The sequence below is a fragment of the Rhizobium sp. Leaf306 genome (genome assembly GCF_001423425.1).
In the GTDB taxonomy this organism is placed as follows: Bacteria; Pseudomonadota; Alphaproteobacteria; order Rhizobiales; family Rhizobiaceae; genus Neorhizobium; species Neorhizobium soli.
Genome location: NZ_LMNX01000002.1, coordinates 1,146,060 through 1,158,892, shown reverse-complemented (window position 1 = coordinate 1,158,892; position 12,833 = coordinate 1,146,060). Strand labels below are relative to the sequence as shown.

Sequence of the window (12,833 nt, the reverse complement as noted above, 5' to 3'; positions counted from 1 at the left end):
GACAGAGTGCATCGCGGTATCGCGGGTGAGGCCTGTTTTCACCACGCCAGAAGCGCAGATTCTGTTCCATCGGGTTCGCTTTGAACCTGTTCATCATGGGAGGATGACATGCTGCATCAGAAAATCGTTGAGTCACCGTTCAAGCTCAAATACGGCAACTATATCGGCGGTGAGTGGAAAGAACCGATCAGCGGCAAGTATTTCGACAACGTCACGCCGATCACCGGCGGCAAGATCTGCGAGATCCCGCGGTCTGACGAAAAGGATGTCAATGCGGCGCTCGACGCTGCCCACGCCGCCAAGGAAAAATGGGGCCGCATGGCGCCGGCTGACCGCTCGAACATCCTGATGAAGATCGCCCAGCGGATGGAAGACAAGCTGGAAGTTCTGGCGCAGGCCGAAACCTGGGACAACGGCAAGCCGATCCGCGAGACAATGGCCGCCGACATCCCGCTCGCCATCGATCACTTCCGCTATTTCGCATCCTGCATCCGTGCCCAGGAAGGTTCGATCAGTGAAATCGACCACGATACGGTCGCCTATCACTTCCACGAACCGCTTGGCGTTGTCGGCCAGATCATTCCGTGGAATTTCCCGATTCTGATGGCCGCGTGGAAGCTTGCACCGGCGCTTGCCGCCGGCAACTGCGTCGTCATCAAACCGGCTGAGCAGACACCGGCCTCGCTTCTGGTCTGGGCGGAACTCGTCGGTGACCTCCTGCCACCCGGCGTGCTGAATATCGTCAATGGTTTCGGTCTCGAAGCCGGGAAACCGCTTGCGACCAGCAACCGGATCGCCAAGATCGCCTTTACCGGAGAGACCACGACGGGGCGGCTGATCATGCAATATGCCAGCCAAAACCTTATCCCTGTCACGCTCGAACTTGGCGGCAAGTCGCCGAACATCTTCTTCGCCGATGTGATGAATGAAGACGACGATTTCCTCGACAAGGCGCTGGAAGGCTTTGCGATGTTCGCGCTGAACCAGGGCGAAGTCTGCACCTGCCCCAGCCGCGCACTGATCCAGGAATCGGTTTACGGTCGTTTCATGGAGCGGGCGGTCAAACGCGTCGAAGCCATCACGCAGGGCAACCCGCTCGATAGCTCGACCATGATTGGCGCGCAGGCATCCTCGGAGCAGATGGAAAAGATCCTGTCCTATCTCGACATCGGCAAGCAGGAAGGCGCGGAAGTGCTGACTGGCGGCGTCAAGAACGATCTCGGCGGGGAATTGGCGAACGGCTACTACATCAAGCCGACGATCTTCAAGGGCCACAACAAGATGCGGATCTTCCAGGAGGAGATCTTCGGACCGGTAGTGTCGGTAACGACCTTCAAGGACGAAAAGCAGGCGCTGGAGATCGCCAACGATACGCTGTACGGGCTCGGCGCCGGCGTGTGGACCCGCGACGGCAACCGCGCCTACCGCTTCGGCCGGGAGATCCAGGCCGGCCGCGTCTGGACAAATTGCTATCACGCCTATCCCGCGCATGCGGCATTCGGCGGGTACAAACAGTCCGGGATTGGTCGCGAAAACCACAAGATGATGCTCGACCACTACCAGCAGACCAAGAACATGCTGGTGAGCTACAGCCCGAAGAAGCTCGGGTTCTTCTGATCGATCTCAACCCAAGCATGGGCTCCCGGCTGCAGGGTCGGGAGCCTTTTCAATGTCTCGATGCGAACAGGAATGACATGATGGATGCGACAATCAACGGCGAACCGCGCGTCACGGCCACGGATTCCGCGCTGAACTTCATTGCCGAGATCCAGGCGGACCACCCGGACATCCTGTTCCACCAATCAGGCGGCTGCTGCGACGGGTCGTCACCCATGTGCTATCCGAAGGGCGATTTCATGCTTGCCGACCACGACGTGAAGCTGGGCGAAATCGGCGGCGTGCCGGTCTATATCAGCGGGAGCCAGTTCGAGGCCTGGAAGCACACACAGCTGATTATCGATGTCGTGCCCGGTAGGGGCGGCATGTTCTCGCTCGACAATGGGCGTGAAAAGCGCTTCCTCACCCGGTCACGACTATTCGGCGGCGGTGAGGCCTGCGCGATACCTGCCATACGTTGACGCCGCCCACTATGTCGTGGTGGCGGGACGTGCCGGACGGGTCTTGCCGCGCTTCCAGTTGAGGAACGGCTTCCTCAGCGGCCGGTAGGCGAGCAGCAGCCCGATCGCTGCGATATGGATAAACGGAACGAGCGTCACCGACTTCACCGCGAGCACATAGTGGAGCGCGCCGCCCAGTGCCACGAGATAGATCAGCTTGTGCATTTTCACCCAGGTCTGTCCGAGCTTGCGGATCGACCAGTTGTTGGATGTCACCGCAAGCGGGATCAGCAGCAGCAGGCAGGCAAAGCCGATTGTGATATAGGGGCGCCGCACGATATCGCTGCCAACAGCGCCGAAGTTCAGCTGCAGATCGAGCAGAAGATAGACGCTGAAATGGAACACGACGTAATAGAAGGCGAGCAGCCCTAGCGCACGGCGATAGCGGATCCAGTTGATCCCGAGAATATCGCGAAGGGGCGTGACGGCGAGCGTCAGGATGATGAAACGCAACGCCCAGATGCCGATCAGGTGCTCGAACGTCTTGACCGGATTGAAACCCAGCCCGCCCGTCGCGGCCTGATAGAAGTACCACGCCGCGGGACAAAGCCCCACGACGTAAAGTGCCCAGATGCTGGCGGCATGGTATCGGCGGGGCAGGGCTGGGATCGAGAGCATGGTCAGTAGTTCGCTTTCAGGTCCATGCCGGTATAGAGGCTCGCCACTTCGTTCGCATAGCCGTTGAAGGGCAGGGTATCGACGCGCTTGGTTCCGAAGAAGCCGCCTTCGCCGATCCGCTGTTCGGTCGCCTGACTCCAGCGCGGATGGTCGACGGCCGGATTGACGTTGGAATAGAAACCGTATTCCCGGGCGTTCGAATTCTTCCAGGTGGTCTGTGGCTGCTCTTCGACCAGCTTGATCTTGACGATCGACTTGATCCCCTTGAACCCATACTTCCACGGCACCACGAGCCGGATCGGCGCACCGTTCTGGTTGGGCAGCGTTTCGCCGTAGAGACCGACAGCGAGAATGGTCAGCGGATGGCGCGCTTCGTCAAGGCGCAGGCCTTCGACATAAGGCCAGGGTAGAGCCTGGAAGAGACCGCCTTGGCCGGGCATTTCCTCGGGACGCACGACCGTCTCGAACGCCACGTATTTCGCGCTGCCAAGCGGCTCGACCTGGTCGAGGATCGCCGCCAGGGGGAAACCGATCCACGGGATCACCATCGACCAGCCTTCGACGCAGCGCATGCGGTATCTCCGCTCCTCGAGCTTCATCTTGAGGATCTCGTCGAGACCGAATTCCTTCGGCTTGCCCACCATGCCCTCGACCTTGACGGTCCAGGGTGTCGGTTTGAACGCACCGGAATTCTGCGAGGGATCTTCCTTGCCGACGCCGAACTCGTAGAAATTGTTGTAGGTGGTGACGGCTTCTTTAGGCGTCAGCTTTTCGTCCAGCTTGTAGGGGCCGGGCGATGCGCTGAGAGCCGCAGCGAATGCGCTTGAGCCTCCAAGGACTGAAAGGCCGGCGCCCGCGGCGACGGTGCCCACGAAATTCCGGCGCGACAGATAGATGTCGCGCGGCGTGATCTCAGTCGGCGAAATGTGGGGTGGGCGAAATGCGGGCATGGCGGATCTCCTTCAGGCAAAAGCCTATCCTGTGCTTATACGTACCGCCGACAGGTTTGGTTTCACAGAGGCGGAGGAAAGGCATTAAACCACGTTTGCGTGAAAGAATTAGCGTTGAAACATACGGTAAGCCTTGAACCGGGAAATCGCATGCTCATTTCAGCTTTGACATTAATCAAGGATAGTGAGTATGGCGACGAAAACCTGGGATGCTGCCAGCGAACGCTTCACGGAAACCGATGCGGGCCGGATCGATCGACTGCGGCGTTTGCGGCGTATCCACGGCGTCGCCCGTATGATGGATACGGCGATCGGTATTCCCGGCACCCGGTTTCGGTTTGGTGCCGATTCCATCATGGGCCTTGTTCCGCTCGTGGGCGATGCCGGGGGCGCATTGATTGGCCTCTATATCGTCAACGAGGCCCGCCGCATGGGTGTGCCGAACGACAAGCTTGCAAAGATGATCGGCAACCTTGCGGTCGATTCTGTCGTCGGCAGCGTGCCGCTGGCCGGTGATCTGTTCGACGTCTTCTTCAAGTCGCACCGCCGCAACCTCAACATCGTTCTCGACCATTTCGGTGTGACGGCGGACGACCTCCGCGCGAAGCGATAGCGGACACGAGAAGAGGGTGAGGGACGGTGACGTTGCCTCACTCCTCAAGCGCCACGCCGAAGCAGAACCGCTATGAAACTTCGACCTCGCCTACATCGCTGGGCAAATTTTTACCGCGCTGGTGAGAACCGTACCGTACCGTACTGTTTTTCGCCCCATTGGTAGTGACACTGGCTTTAGCCTGCAGTAGGACGGAGAAAACAAGGTCCTTTGCGCCGCGTGATCCAACGCGGTAAATAGCAACGGCTGAACGCGATCGAGGAAACATCATGCCTGTCTATCGTTCAAGAACCACGACCCACGGCCGCAACATGGCTGGCGCGCGCGGCCTCTGGCGCGCCACCGGCATGAAGGACGGCGATTTCGGCAAGCCGATCATCGCGGTGGTCAATTCCTTCACGCAGTTCGTGCCGGGCCACGTCCACCTCAAGGATCTCGGCCAGCTGGTCGCCCGCGAAATCGAGGCAGCCGGCGGCGTCGCCAAAGAGTTCAACACGATCGCGGTCGATGACGGCATCGCCATGGGCCACGACGGCATGCTGTACTCGCTGCCATCGCGCGAGATCATCGCCGACTCGGTCGAGTACATGGTCAACGCCCACTGTGCCGACGCCATGGTCTGCATCTCCAACTGCGACAAGATCACGCCCGGCATGCTGAATGCTGCCATGCGCCTGAACATCCCGGCCGTCTTCGTCTCCGGTGGCCCGATGGAGGCCGGCAAGGTCGTCCTGCACGGCAAGACCGTTGCGCTCGACCTCGTCGATGCCATGGTTGCCGCCGCCGACGACAAGATGTCGGACGAAGACGTCACCGCCATCGAAAAGGCCGCCTGTCCAACCTGCGGCTCGTGCTCCGGCATGTTCACCGCCAACTCGATGAACTGCCTGACCGAGGCGCTCGGCCTGTCGCTGCCCGGCAATGGCTCGACGCTCGCCACCCATTCGGATCGCCGTCGACTGTTCGTCGAAGCCGGTCACCTGATCGTCGATATCGCGCGCCGTTACTACGAGCAGGATGACGAACGGGTCCTGCCGCGCAATATCGCCACCAAGGAGGCGTTCGAAAACGCCATGTCGCTCGATATCGCGATGGGCGGCTCGACCAATACGGTTCTCCACATCCTGGCGGCTGCCTATGAGGGCGGCGTCGATTTCGGCATGGAGGATATCGATAAGCTGTCGCGCAAGGTGCCGTGCCTGTCCAAGGTCGCGCCTGCCAAGAGCGATGTCCACATGGAAGACGTTCACCGCGCCGGCGGCATCATGCGTATCCTGGGCGAGTTGGAGCGCGGCGGCCTGATCAACCGAGACTGCTACACGGTTCACGAAGCAACGCTCGGCGATGCGATCGACCGCTGGGACATCACTCGCACCAATTCCGAGAGCGTCCGCGATTTCTTCAAGGCAGCACCCGGAGGCGTTCCCACTCAGGTCGCGTTCAGCCAGTCTTCGCGTTGGGACGAGCTCGATACGGATAGCGACACGGGCATCATCCGCTCGGTTGAAAATCCCTTCTCCAAGGATGGCGGCCTGGCGGTTCTCTACGGCAATATCGCGGCCGACGGCTGCATCGTGAAGACCGCGGGCGTCGATGAGTCGATCCTGAAGTTCAGCGGTCCCGCTGTCGTCTTCGAAAGCCAGGATGCGTCCGTCAAGGCGATCCTCAGCAACGAGGTGAAGGCCGGCGATGTCGTCGTCATCCGCTACGAAGGTCCAAAGGGCGGACCGGGCATGCAGGAAATGCTCTATCCGACCAGCTATCTGAAGTCGAAGGGCCTCGGCAAGGCCTGCGCGCTGATCACCGACGGTCGCTTCTCCGGCGGTACATCCGGCCTTTCCATCGGTCACGCTTCCCCGGAAGCAGCCCAGGGTGGCGCGATCGGACTTGTCCGCCAGGGCGATATGATCGAGATCGATATTCCGAACCGGACAATCCATCTGGCGGTGTCGGACGCTGAACTCTCGGCGCGTCGCCACGAGCAGGACGCACTCGGCTGGAAGCCGTCAGCACCCCGCAAGCGCAACGTCACGACGGCTCTCAAGGCCTATGCGGCATTTGCGTCGAGTGCGGACAAGGGCGCGGTCCGGATTCTGCCTGAGTAAGTCTCTGGTCGAACCAACCCCGCAGACAGAGATCTCAAAGACAAAGGCCTCGGTGCACAACACCGAGGCCTTTGTCTTTTATCGTTTCCAGTGAACGTCGCTTAAGGACTAAAGCGGCTCTTTGCTCAGTCCGCTAAACGCTTCCTGCAACTGCTTCATCCGCTCCGCATAGGCCGTCGTCAGGCATTGGACGTCTGCCTCGCAAGCCCGACGCTTCTTCAACCAGTCGCTTTGTTCCTGGCGCAGCTGGTCGCGATTGCCCATGGCGAGCAGGCTGGTCAGGATGTCGAATGTGGTGACCATCTTCACATCGGCATCGTTCAGCGTGCGTGTGTCGCAGATCACCTTCTCGTCGGCGACCAGATCGGTCTTCTCGCAATCGAAGCTCGCCGCCGCTGCCGGGCGAGGGGCAAGGGAAAGGCCGGCGCTCAGGACAAGTGCAGCCACGCCGGTGGCCGCGAATATGGTTTTCATGCTGGAACGCTCCTGTGTGCAGTCTCTGGAGCCGATCCCAAACGGCATCGTAAACTCCCAAGGACAAACATGATGCACATGCGCGAGATAGCAAGGATGATGGAGGATAGGATCGTGCTGAAAAGCCGATGCTTTTTGCGGATCAGCTGGAAGCAGCAACACCCGCCCGCGGGCTTTGTCGGGTACCGTCTTTCCCTGCCTGTGCCAGATACCCATATACGCGGTCGCAAGGACGCGTCATCGGGTTCCGGGCACCTTTCTTTTGCCGCTTGCGGCGCTACAACGTCATCCAGCAATTTGTAAGAGGAATCACATGTCCAGCACGCTCAAGCGACCGTTCGAACGGCATCTCAGGCAGCTCTCGCTCAGCGTCGTCCTGCTCGCGGCATTGGCCCCCGCTGGCGCCTATGCGCAGGACCAGAAGACGGTGCCGCAAAGCCGGCAGGAAATGCAGCTTTCGTTCTCGCCGCTGGTCAAGCAAACCTCCGGTGCCGTCGTCAACGTCTATGCCGAGCGCGTCGTGCAGCGCCCGAACCTGTTTTCCGGCGACCCCTTCTTCGAGCAGTTCTTCGGCCAGCGCATGCCGAACCGTTCGGAAAAGCAGTCTTCGCTCGGTTCCGGTGTCATTCTCTCCGGCGACGGTCTTGTCGTTACCAACAATCACGTCATAGAAGGCGCTGATGATATCAAGATCGCCTTGGCGGACGGCCGGGAGTTTCCCTGCGAACTCGTCCTGAAGGACGAGAGCGTCGATCTGGCCGTGTTGCGGATTAAGGCAAAGGAAAATTTCCCGGTCCTGCCGCTGGCCGATTCGGACCGCACAGAGGTCGGTGATCTGGTGCTCGCGATCGGCAATCCGTTTGGTGTCGGCCAGACAGTCACCAGCGGTATCGTTTCGGCGCTTGCCCGCAACCAGGTGTCGTCGGGTGATTTCGGCTTCTTCATCCAGACCGACGCGTCGATCAACCCCGGTAACTCCGGCGGCGCGCTGATGAACATGAATGGCGAACTGATCGGCATCAACACCGCGATCTTCTCGCGCGGCGGTGGATCGAACGGGATCGGCTTTGCCATTCCGGCAAATCTCGTGAAAGTCTTCCTCTCCGCTGCCTCCGAAGGCAAGTCGGTCTTCGACCGCCCCTATGTCGGCGCGACCTTCGATGCCGTGACCTCTGACGTCGCCGAAGCGCTCGGCTTGAAGGCCGCCCGCGGCGCGCTGGTCTCGCGTGTCGTCGAAGGCGGTCCGGCCGACAAGGCAGGATTGAAGCCCGGCGAAGTCGTGACAGCCGTCAATGGCATTCCCGTCGAGCATCCCGATGCGCTCGGCTACCGGCTGACGACGGCTGGCCTTGGCAAGGGAGCCAAATTGACGGTCCAGACCCCGGACGGCATGCGCGACCTCCAGCTTGCGCTCAATTCCGCGCCGGAAAGCACGCCGCGCGACGAGCGGGTGCTGGAAGGCCGCAATCCCTTCGCGGGCCTTCGGATTGCCAACCTGTCACCGAAACTCGCCACGGAACTGCGCATGCCCACAGACAAGAGCGGCGTCGTCGTCACCGACGTCTCGCGCGGCTCGCCTGCCGGTCGTCTCGGCTTCCAGCCACAGGACATCGTCGTCTCGCTGAACGGCGAGGCGGTCGCTTCGACGACTGTCATGGAAAAGATGCTGCGCACCGATCCGGGGTTCTGGCGGGTCGAGATCGAACGCAAGGGCCAGCGTATCCGGCAGTTCTTCCGATGAACGGTAAGGGCTGATGAGCGACGACCTGTTTGCACCGAAAGTCCCAGAAGAGGTCGCCGGCCGGCGGCCGCTTGCCGACCGGTTGCGGCCGAAGACGCTTTCGGAGGTGACAGGTCAGGCTCATCTGACGGGTGACGATGGTGTGCTTCGTCGCATGATCGATTCTGGCTCGCTTGGATCGATGATCTTCTGGGGGCCGCCCGGTACCGGCAAGACGACCGTCGCCCGGTTGCTGTCAGGCGAGGCGGGGCTCGCTTTTGAGCAGATTTCAGCGATCTTTTCCGGCGTCGCGGATCTGAAGAAAGTGTTCGAATCGGCCCGCCTTAGACGCATGCAGGGCCGGCAGACGCTTCTCTTCGTCGACGAGATCCATCGCTTCAACCGCGCCCAGCAGGACAGTTTCCTGCCCGTCATGGAAGACGGTACAGTGATCCTCGTCGGTGCGACCACCGAGAACCCCAGTTTCGAACTCAACGCCGCTCTCTTGTCGCGTGCCCGGGTTCTGACTTTCCGCAGTCACGACGAGGACAGTCTCAGCGAACTCTTGGAACGCGCAGAACAGGTGGAGGCAAAGCCGCTGCCGCTCGACGACGGCGCGCGTGCAAGCCTGATCCGGATGGCGGACGGAGACGGCCGTGCGGTTCTGACGCTCGCCGAGGAAATCTGGCGTGCGGCAAGGACGGGTGAGGTGTTCGACACCGTCGGTCTCACCGAGATCGTCCAGCGCCGCGCCCCTGTCTACGACAAGGCACAGGACGGCCACTACAATCTCATCTCCGCGCTCCACAAGTCGGTGCGGGGCTCGGATCCCGATGCCGCACTTTATTACCTCGCGAGGATGTTCGATGCCGGCGAGGACCCGCTCTATCTCGGCCGACGTCTGGTCCGGATGGCGGTGGAGGACATAGGCCTTGCCGACCCGCAGGCGCTTGTCGTGTGCAATGCCGCCAAGGATGCCTATGACTATCTCGGATCGCCGGAAGGGGAGCTTGCGCTGGCCCAGGCCTGCGTCTACCTGGCGACGGCTCCGAAATCGAATGCGGTCTATATGGCCTTTAAGGCGGCGACCCGGGCTGCCAAGGAAAACGGCTCGCTTCTGCCACCCAAGCATATCCTCAATGCCCCGACCAAGCTGATGAAGGCAGAGGGCTATAATGACGGGTATCGTTACGACCACGACGAGCCCGACGCATTTTCAGGCCAGAACTACTTCCCGGAAAAAATGGGCCGCCAGACCTATTACGATCCGCCGGAGCGCGGCTTCGAGCGTGACATCAGAAAGCGTCTCGACTGGTGGTCAAAACTGCGCAAGGAGCGCGGCGGCAGCTAAGCCTCAGGAAGCCCTGGCGATGCCTGGTTTCTGCGCCTGACCCGGTGCCGCGACGAGCCTCACCGAGGACTCGGCCAGAGCATGATGCCCTTCCATATCCACCACCAGATGCCAGTGGCCGTTTTCCGGAACGGCGATCCGCAGTGGCGATTTCTTCGCAACGCCGCCGACGAACTTGAAATCGAGTTGTTCCGTAAACCGCTGGTAGTTCGCAGCAGTCATCAGGCGGACGTTGTTCACGCCATTGAGCGTGACTTCAATGATTGTGCCGGCGCGCTGCGGTTTGAGATCATAATGCGTGTAGCGAAAATTCGGACCTGCCATGCTTGCCTCATTCATGCCAGTATATGGGTACAACAATCCTACAGACACCCGGTTAAAGATCTATGGAACCTACTGCGTTCCTGGGTGTTATTTAAGCATGATGCCGACGCGCTGAGCCACCAGCCCGCTGGCAAGACAGATAAAGCAAGGCGATGTTTCCCCCCGCGTCGCCCAAAAACGACAAAATATTTGACCTCCAATCTACCTGGTCCCGCTGTTCCCCGCAGCGGGACTTTTCTTTTTTCGGTTTCGTAAAAAGCTGTCTCTACAAAGACTTGAAGCAATTTCCGGACTCAGGTCGAGAGCGATTTGATTCAGTTTGTGAGGTGCTGGCGGTCCAGTTGGGCGGTCAGCGCAAAGATGGTTTCGCACACGGGCGTCGGCACGCCGGCCAGTTTTCCGAGCGACACGACCATGCCCGTCAACGGCACGATCTCCAGCGCCTTGCCCGCAAGTAGATCCTGAAGCATCGAGGTTTTTACTGGCCCGAAACCTTGCGCTCTCGCAAACATTTCATCGGCCGTCTGGGTGAACCTCGCACCAAAGGCGGTGCCGACGGCCTGAACCTCGTTGATGATTTTCCGAACGATTTCGGCGATATCCGGGTTTGACATCATGTCGATCATCAAGGCGCGGGTGAGGGCGCTGATGGGATTGAAGGCGGCGTTGCCACGAAGCTTCGCCCAGATCTCGTCTCTGATCCGCGGCGTTGCCTTGGCATCGAGATCGCAGCGCTGGAAAAGGTCCACGATCGACGACAGTTCGCCGGACATCTCGCCGCTGGGTTCTCCGAGAAAGAAGTGGCCTTTGCCGTTCAGGCGTGTCTTGCCGGGTTCGATGATTTCCGCACCTTGATACGCGACGCAACCGATCACGCGTTCCGGACCGATGGCGTTCCAGATGCAACTGTCTGCGTCGAGCTCGGGGATTTGCCGGCCTCCAAAGCCGCTTTCCATGTCCCCATGGAAATACCACCAGGGAATTCCGTTCAGGATCATCACGACGCGCGTGCTTTCGCCAAGCAGTGCCGCTAGACCATCTGTTGCGGCTGCGAGCTGATGGCCCTTCAAACCGGTAATGATAAGATCCTGTGGAGGCAGACTGAACGGATCATCCGTCGCGGTAACCCGTACGCGGACCGGATCGATGCCCGTGTCTTCATAAACGACGTTTAACCCGTTCTCTCGGATTGCCTTAAGCTGTGCGCCTCGCGCCACAACCGACAGCTCCGTGTCGGCTCCTGATCCCGCCGCTATCTTTGCGGCAAATGCACTTCCGAGCGCGCCCGCGCCATATACGCAAATTTTTCTGAACGTCATCTGTCCTCGCTGCATTCCGACGTAAGTCGGAAGCAGTGTAGGGGAGCGGTAGAAGCGAGGCGACCGATAATTTCGGCCGGTCCTAGTGCGAGGGGTTGTTCGGCAGCAGTTCGTTCATTCGCAGTTCGTCGATTGCTGTGACAGCCTCTTCTGCGGTCCAGCCGGCCTTCAGGGCCGCTGCAATCATCCTTACTTCCGCCTCTTCCTCAAGCGCAAGAAACAGCGGCTCGAGCGCTTCCTGGACGGTCAGAACATTCTCCTCCGGCGACGGGACGGACTGCCGTGCGGTATTCGTCAGCATGTGCGGTTCTCCTTTGTGATGGTCGAATCTATCCAATTTAACGACCCCCGAAAAGGTTCCCAAAAAACGTCGATTTTGCGGGCTTTCTGGCATCCCGATATCGTGATCTGAAGATATCGCACAAAGGTCGTTGCGAACGGTCGCAGTTAACGATGCGTTTATGAATTCGTGAAAATAAATCGCAATACGGTGCGGGATTGTCCTCGCTATCTGGGCTGGGTTGCCTGGATCGTCCCGCGGCTTTCAGCCGGTTGTATCGCCTGCGCATCCGCCACTTGCAGGCTTTGTATGGAGTAAACGCAATGACCCAGAAGACACTTGCCCTGGCGCTCGTCGCCGCCTTTGCCGCCAGCCCCGTTATGGCTGCGGATCTCACCAGCGCCTATGAGGCGCCCGCCTACAGCGAACCTGCGAGCGAACCGGCCGGTTGGTCAGGTGCTTATGTCGGTGGACACGGCGGTGTAACGTCGCCGAGGATCAACCCGTTTGCCAGCGGCAAGGGCCTCAACCTCGGCGTTCACGGCGGCTACAACCACGACCTGGGCGGCGCTATCGTTGGTGGCGAACTCGATTACTCCTATCTCGGCGATGCCGACGTGAAGGCCCGCGGCGGCAAGCTGTCCGAGCGTCATCGCATGGCCGCCAAGGTCAAGGCTGGTGTTCCGCTCGACCAGACGCTGCTTTACGGCACGACCGGTCTTGCCATGACGAAGTATCGCGATGGTGACAATGTTACCGGCCCAGACGGCTGGAAGCCTGGCCTCCTGCTGGGTGCCGGCATCGAGCAGAAGCTGACCGGCAACATCTCGGCCCGCGTCGAGTACAACTATGTCATGACCGACAACGTCAAGAGCTCCTACCAGGGCGTCGAAACCCGTAAGGACGTTCACGACCACTCGGTTACCGCTGGCGTGAACTACAGGTTCTGATTAATCCGGTCA

General features: G+C 60.2%; 13 protein-coding genes. 7 read left to right on the top strand and 6 right to left on the bottom strand.

Going from position 1 to position 12,833, the window contains the following annotated elements; translation table 11 throughout:
• The first annotated feature begins 108 nt into the window (after positions 1–108).
• Positions 109–1,617 carry an aldehyde dehydrogenase gene (adh, locus tag ASG19_RS13370; protein ID WP_062457700.1) on the top strand — a complete coding sequence of 503 codons (1,509 nt, stop codon included), beginning with the start codon at positions 109–111 and terminating at the stop codon, positions 1,615–1,617.
• A gap of 80 nt (positions 1,618–1,697) precedes the next feature.
• On the top strand, positions 1,698–2,078 hold the full coding sequence (locus ASG19_RS13365) for a DUF779 domain-containing protein (protein ID WP_062457697.1): 381 nt from the start codon (positions 1,698–1,700) through the stop codon (positions 2,076–2,078).
• Positions 2,079–2,087: 9 nt separating this feature from the next.
• Here the strand turns inward: ASG19_RS13365 and msrQ are convergent, their stop codons facing one another.
• Positions 2,088–2,735, bottom strand: a complete 648-nt coding sequence (gene msrQ, locus ASG19_RS13360; RefSeq protein WP_062457694.1) for a protein-methionine-sulfoxide reductase heme-binding subunit MsrQ — start codon at positions 2,733–2,735, stop codon at positions 2,088–2,090.
• A gap of 2 nt (positions 2,736–2,737) precedes the next feature.
• Positions 2,738–3,685 (bottom strand): protein-methionine-sulfoxide reductase catalytic subunit MsrP, encoded by a 948-nt coding sequence (gene msrP / locus ASG19_RS13355; RefSeq protein WP_062457691.1) that lies wholly within the window; start codon positions 3,683–3,685, stop codon positions 2,738–2,740.
• Positions 3,686–3,875: 190 nt separating this feature from the next.
• On the opposite strand from msrP, the gene ASG19_RS13350 reads away from it, so the two are divergent.
• Complete coding sequence (locus tag ASG19_RS13350; RefSeq protein WP_062457688.1) at positions 3,876–4,298, top strand: DUF4112 domain-containing protein; 423 nt, start codon at positions 3,876–3,878, stop codon at positions 4,296–4,298.
• 269 nt (positions 4,299–4,567) lie between these two features.
• Complete coding sequence (ilvD, locus tag ASG19_RS13345) at positions 4,568–6,403, top strand: dihydroxy-acid dehydratase (RefSeq protein WP_062457685.1); 1,836 nt, start codon at positions 4,568–4,570, stop codon at positions 6,401–6,403.
• 108 nt (positions 6,404–6,511) lie between these two features.
• On the opposite strand, the gene ASG19_RS13340 is transcribed toward ilvD, so the two are convergent.
• On the bottom strand, positions 6,512–6,877 hold the full coding sequence (locus ASG19_RS13340) for a hypothetical protein (protein ID WP_062457681.1): 366 nt from the start codon (positions 6,875–6,877) through the stop codon (positions 6,512–6,514).
• A gap of 313 nt (positions 6,878–7,190) precedes the next feature.
• Here ASG19_RS13340 and ASG19_RS13335 point away from each other — a divergent pair, with 313 nt between their 5' ends.
• Positions 7,191–8,618, top strand: coding sequence for a DegQ family serine endoprotease (locus ASG19_RS13335; protein WP_062457678.1), 1,428 nt, complete (start codon positions 7,191–7,193; stop codon positions 8,616–8,618).
• Positions 8,619–8,631: 13 nt separating this feature from the next.
• The gene (locus ASG19_RS13330) at positions 8,632–9,948 is read left to right on the top strand and encodes a replication-associated recombination protein A (protein ID WP_062457675.1); all 1,317 of its coding nucleotides are present in this window, start codon (positions 8,632–8,634) and stop codon (positions 9,946–9,948) included.
• A 3-nt stretch (positions 9,949–9,951) separates the two neighbouring features.
• Here the strand turns inward: ASG19_RS13330 and ASG19_RS13325 are convergent, their stop codons facing one another.
• From ASG19_RS13325 to ASG19_RS13315, 3 genes are all read right to left on the bottom strand, one after another.
• A complete protein-coding gene (locus ASG19_RS13325) occupies positions 9,952–10,272 on the bottom strand; it encodes a DUF1883 domain-containing protein (RefSeq protein WP_062457672.1) in 321 nt (106 codons plus the stop codon).
• Positions 10,273–10,586: 314 nt separating this feature from the next.
• Positions 10,587–11,591 carry a 2-dehydropantoate 2-reductase gene (locus ASG19_RS13320; protein ID WP_062457669.1) on the bottom strand — a complete coding sequence of 335 codons (1,005 nt, stop codon included), beginning with the start codon at positions 11,589–11,591 and terminating at the stop codon, positions 10,587–10,589.
• A gap of 82 nt (positions 11,592–11,673) precedes the next feature.
• Entirely contained in the window at positions 11,674–11,892 is a 219-nt protein-coding gene (locus tag ASG19_RS13315) for a hypothetical protein (RefSeq protein ID WP_062457666.1), read from the bottom strand.
• 302 nt (positions 11,893–12,194) lie between these two features.
• On the opposite strand from ASG19_RS13315, the gene ASG19_RS13310 reads away from it, so the two are divergent.
• Positions 12,195–12,821 carry an outer membrane protein gene (locus ASG19_RS13310; RefSeq protein WP_062457663.1) on the top strand — a complete coding sequence of 209 codons (627 nt, stop codon included), beginning with the start codon at positions 12,195–12,197 and terminating at the stop codon, positions 12,819–12,821.
• Positions 12,822–12,833 lie beyond the last annotated feature (12 nt).

Excerpts from the sequence above, each read along its gene's own strand:
- adh (WP_062457700.1), top strand. The coding sequence starts at position 109 with ATGCTGCATCAGAAAATCGTTGAGTCACCGTTCAAGCTCAAATACGGC.
- ASG19_RS13365 (WP_062457697.1), top strand. The coding sequence starts at position 1,698 with ATGGATGCGACAATCAACGGCGAACCGCGCGTCACGGCCACGGATTCC.
- msrQ (WP_062457694.1), bottom strand. The coding sequence starts at position 2,735 with ATGCTCTCGATCCCAGCCCTGCCCCGCCGATACCATGCCGCCAGCATC.
- msrP (WP_062457691.1), bottom strand. The coding sequence starts at position 3,685 with ATGCCCGCATTTCGCCCACCCCACATTTCGCCGACTGAGATCACGCCG.
- ASG19_RS13350 (WP_062457688.1), top strand. The coding sequence starts at position 3,876 with ATGGCGACGAAAACCTGGGATGCTGCCAGCGAACGCTTCACGGAAACC.
- ilvD (WP_062457685.1), top strand. The coding sequence starts at position 4,568 with ATGCCTGTCTATCGTTCAAGAACCACGACCCACGGCCGCAACATGGCT.
- ASG19_RS13340 (WP_062457681.1), bottom strand. The coding sequence starts at position 6,877 with ATGAAAACCATATTCGCGGCCACCGGCGTGGCTGCACTTGTCCTGAGC.
- ASG19_RS13335 (WP_062457678.1), top strand. The coding sequence starts at position 7,191 with ATGTCCAGCACGCTCAAGCGACCGTTCGAACGGCATCTCAGGCAGCTC.
- ASG19_RS13330 (WP_062457675.1), top strand. The coding sequence starts at position 8,632 with ATGAGCGACGACCTGTTTGCACCGAAAGTCCCAGAAGAGGTCGCCGGC.
- ASG19_RS13325 (WP_062457672.1), bottom strand. The coding sequence starts at position 10,272 with ATGGCAGGTCCGAATTTTCGCTACACGCATTATGATCTCAAACCGCAG.
- ASG19_RS13320 (WP_062457669.1), bottom strand. The coding sequence starts at position 11,591 with ATGACGTTCAGAAAAATTTGCGTATATGGCGCGGGCGCGCTCGGAAGT.
- ASG19_RS13315 (WP_062457666.1), bottom strand. The coding sequence starts at position 11,892 with ATGCTGACGAATACCGCACGGCAGTCCGTCCCGTCGCCGGAGGAGAAT.
- ASG19_RS13310 (WP_062457663.1), top strand. The coding sequence starts at position 12,195 with ATGACCCAGAAGACACTTGCCCTGGCGCTCGTCGCCGCCTTTGCCGCC.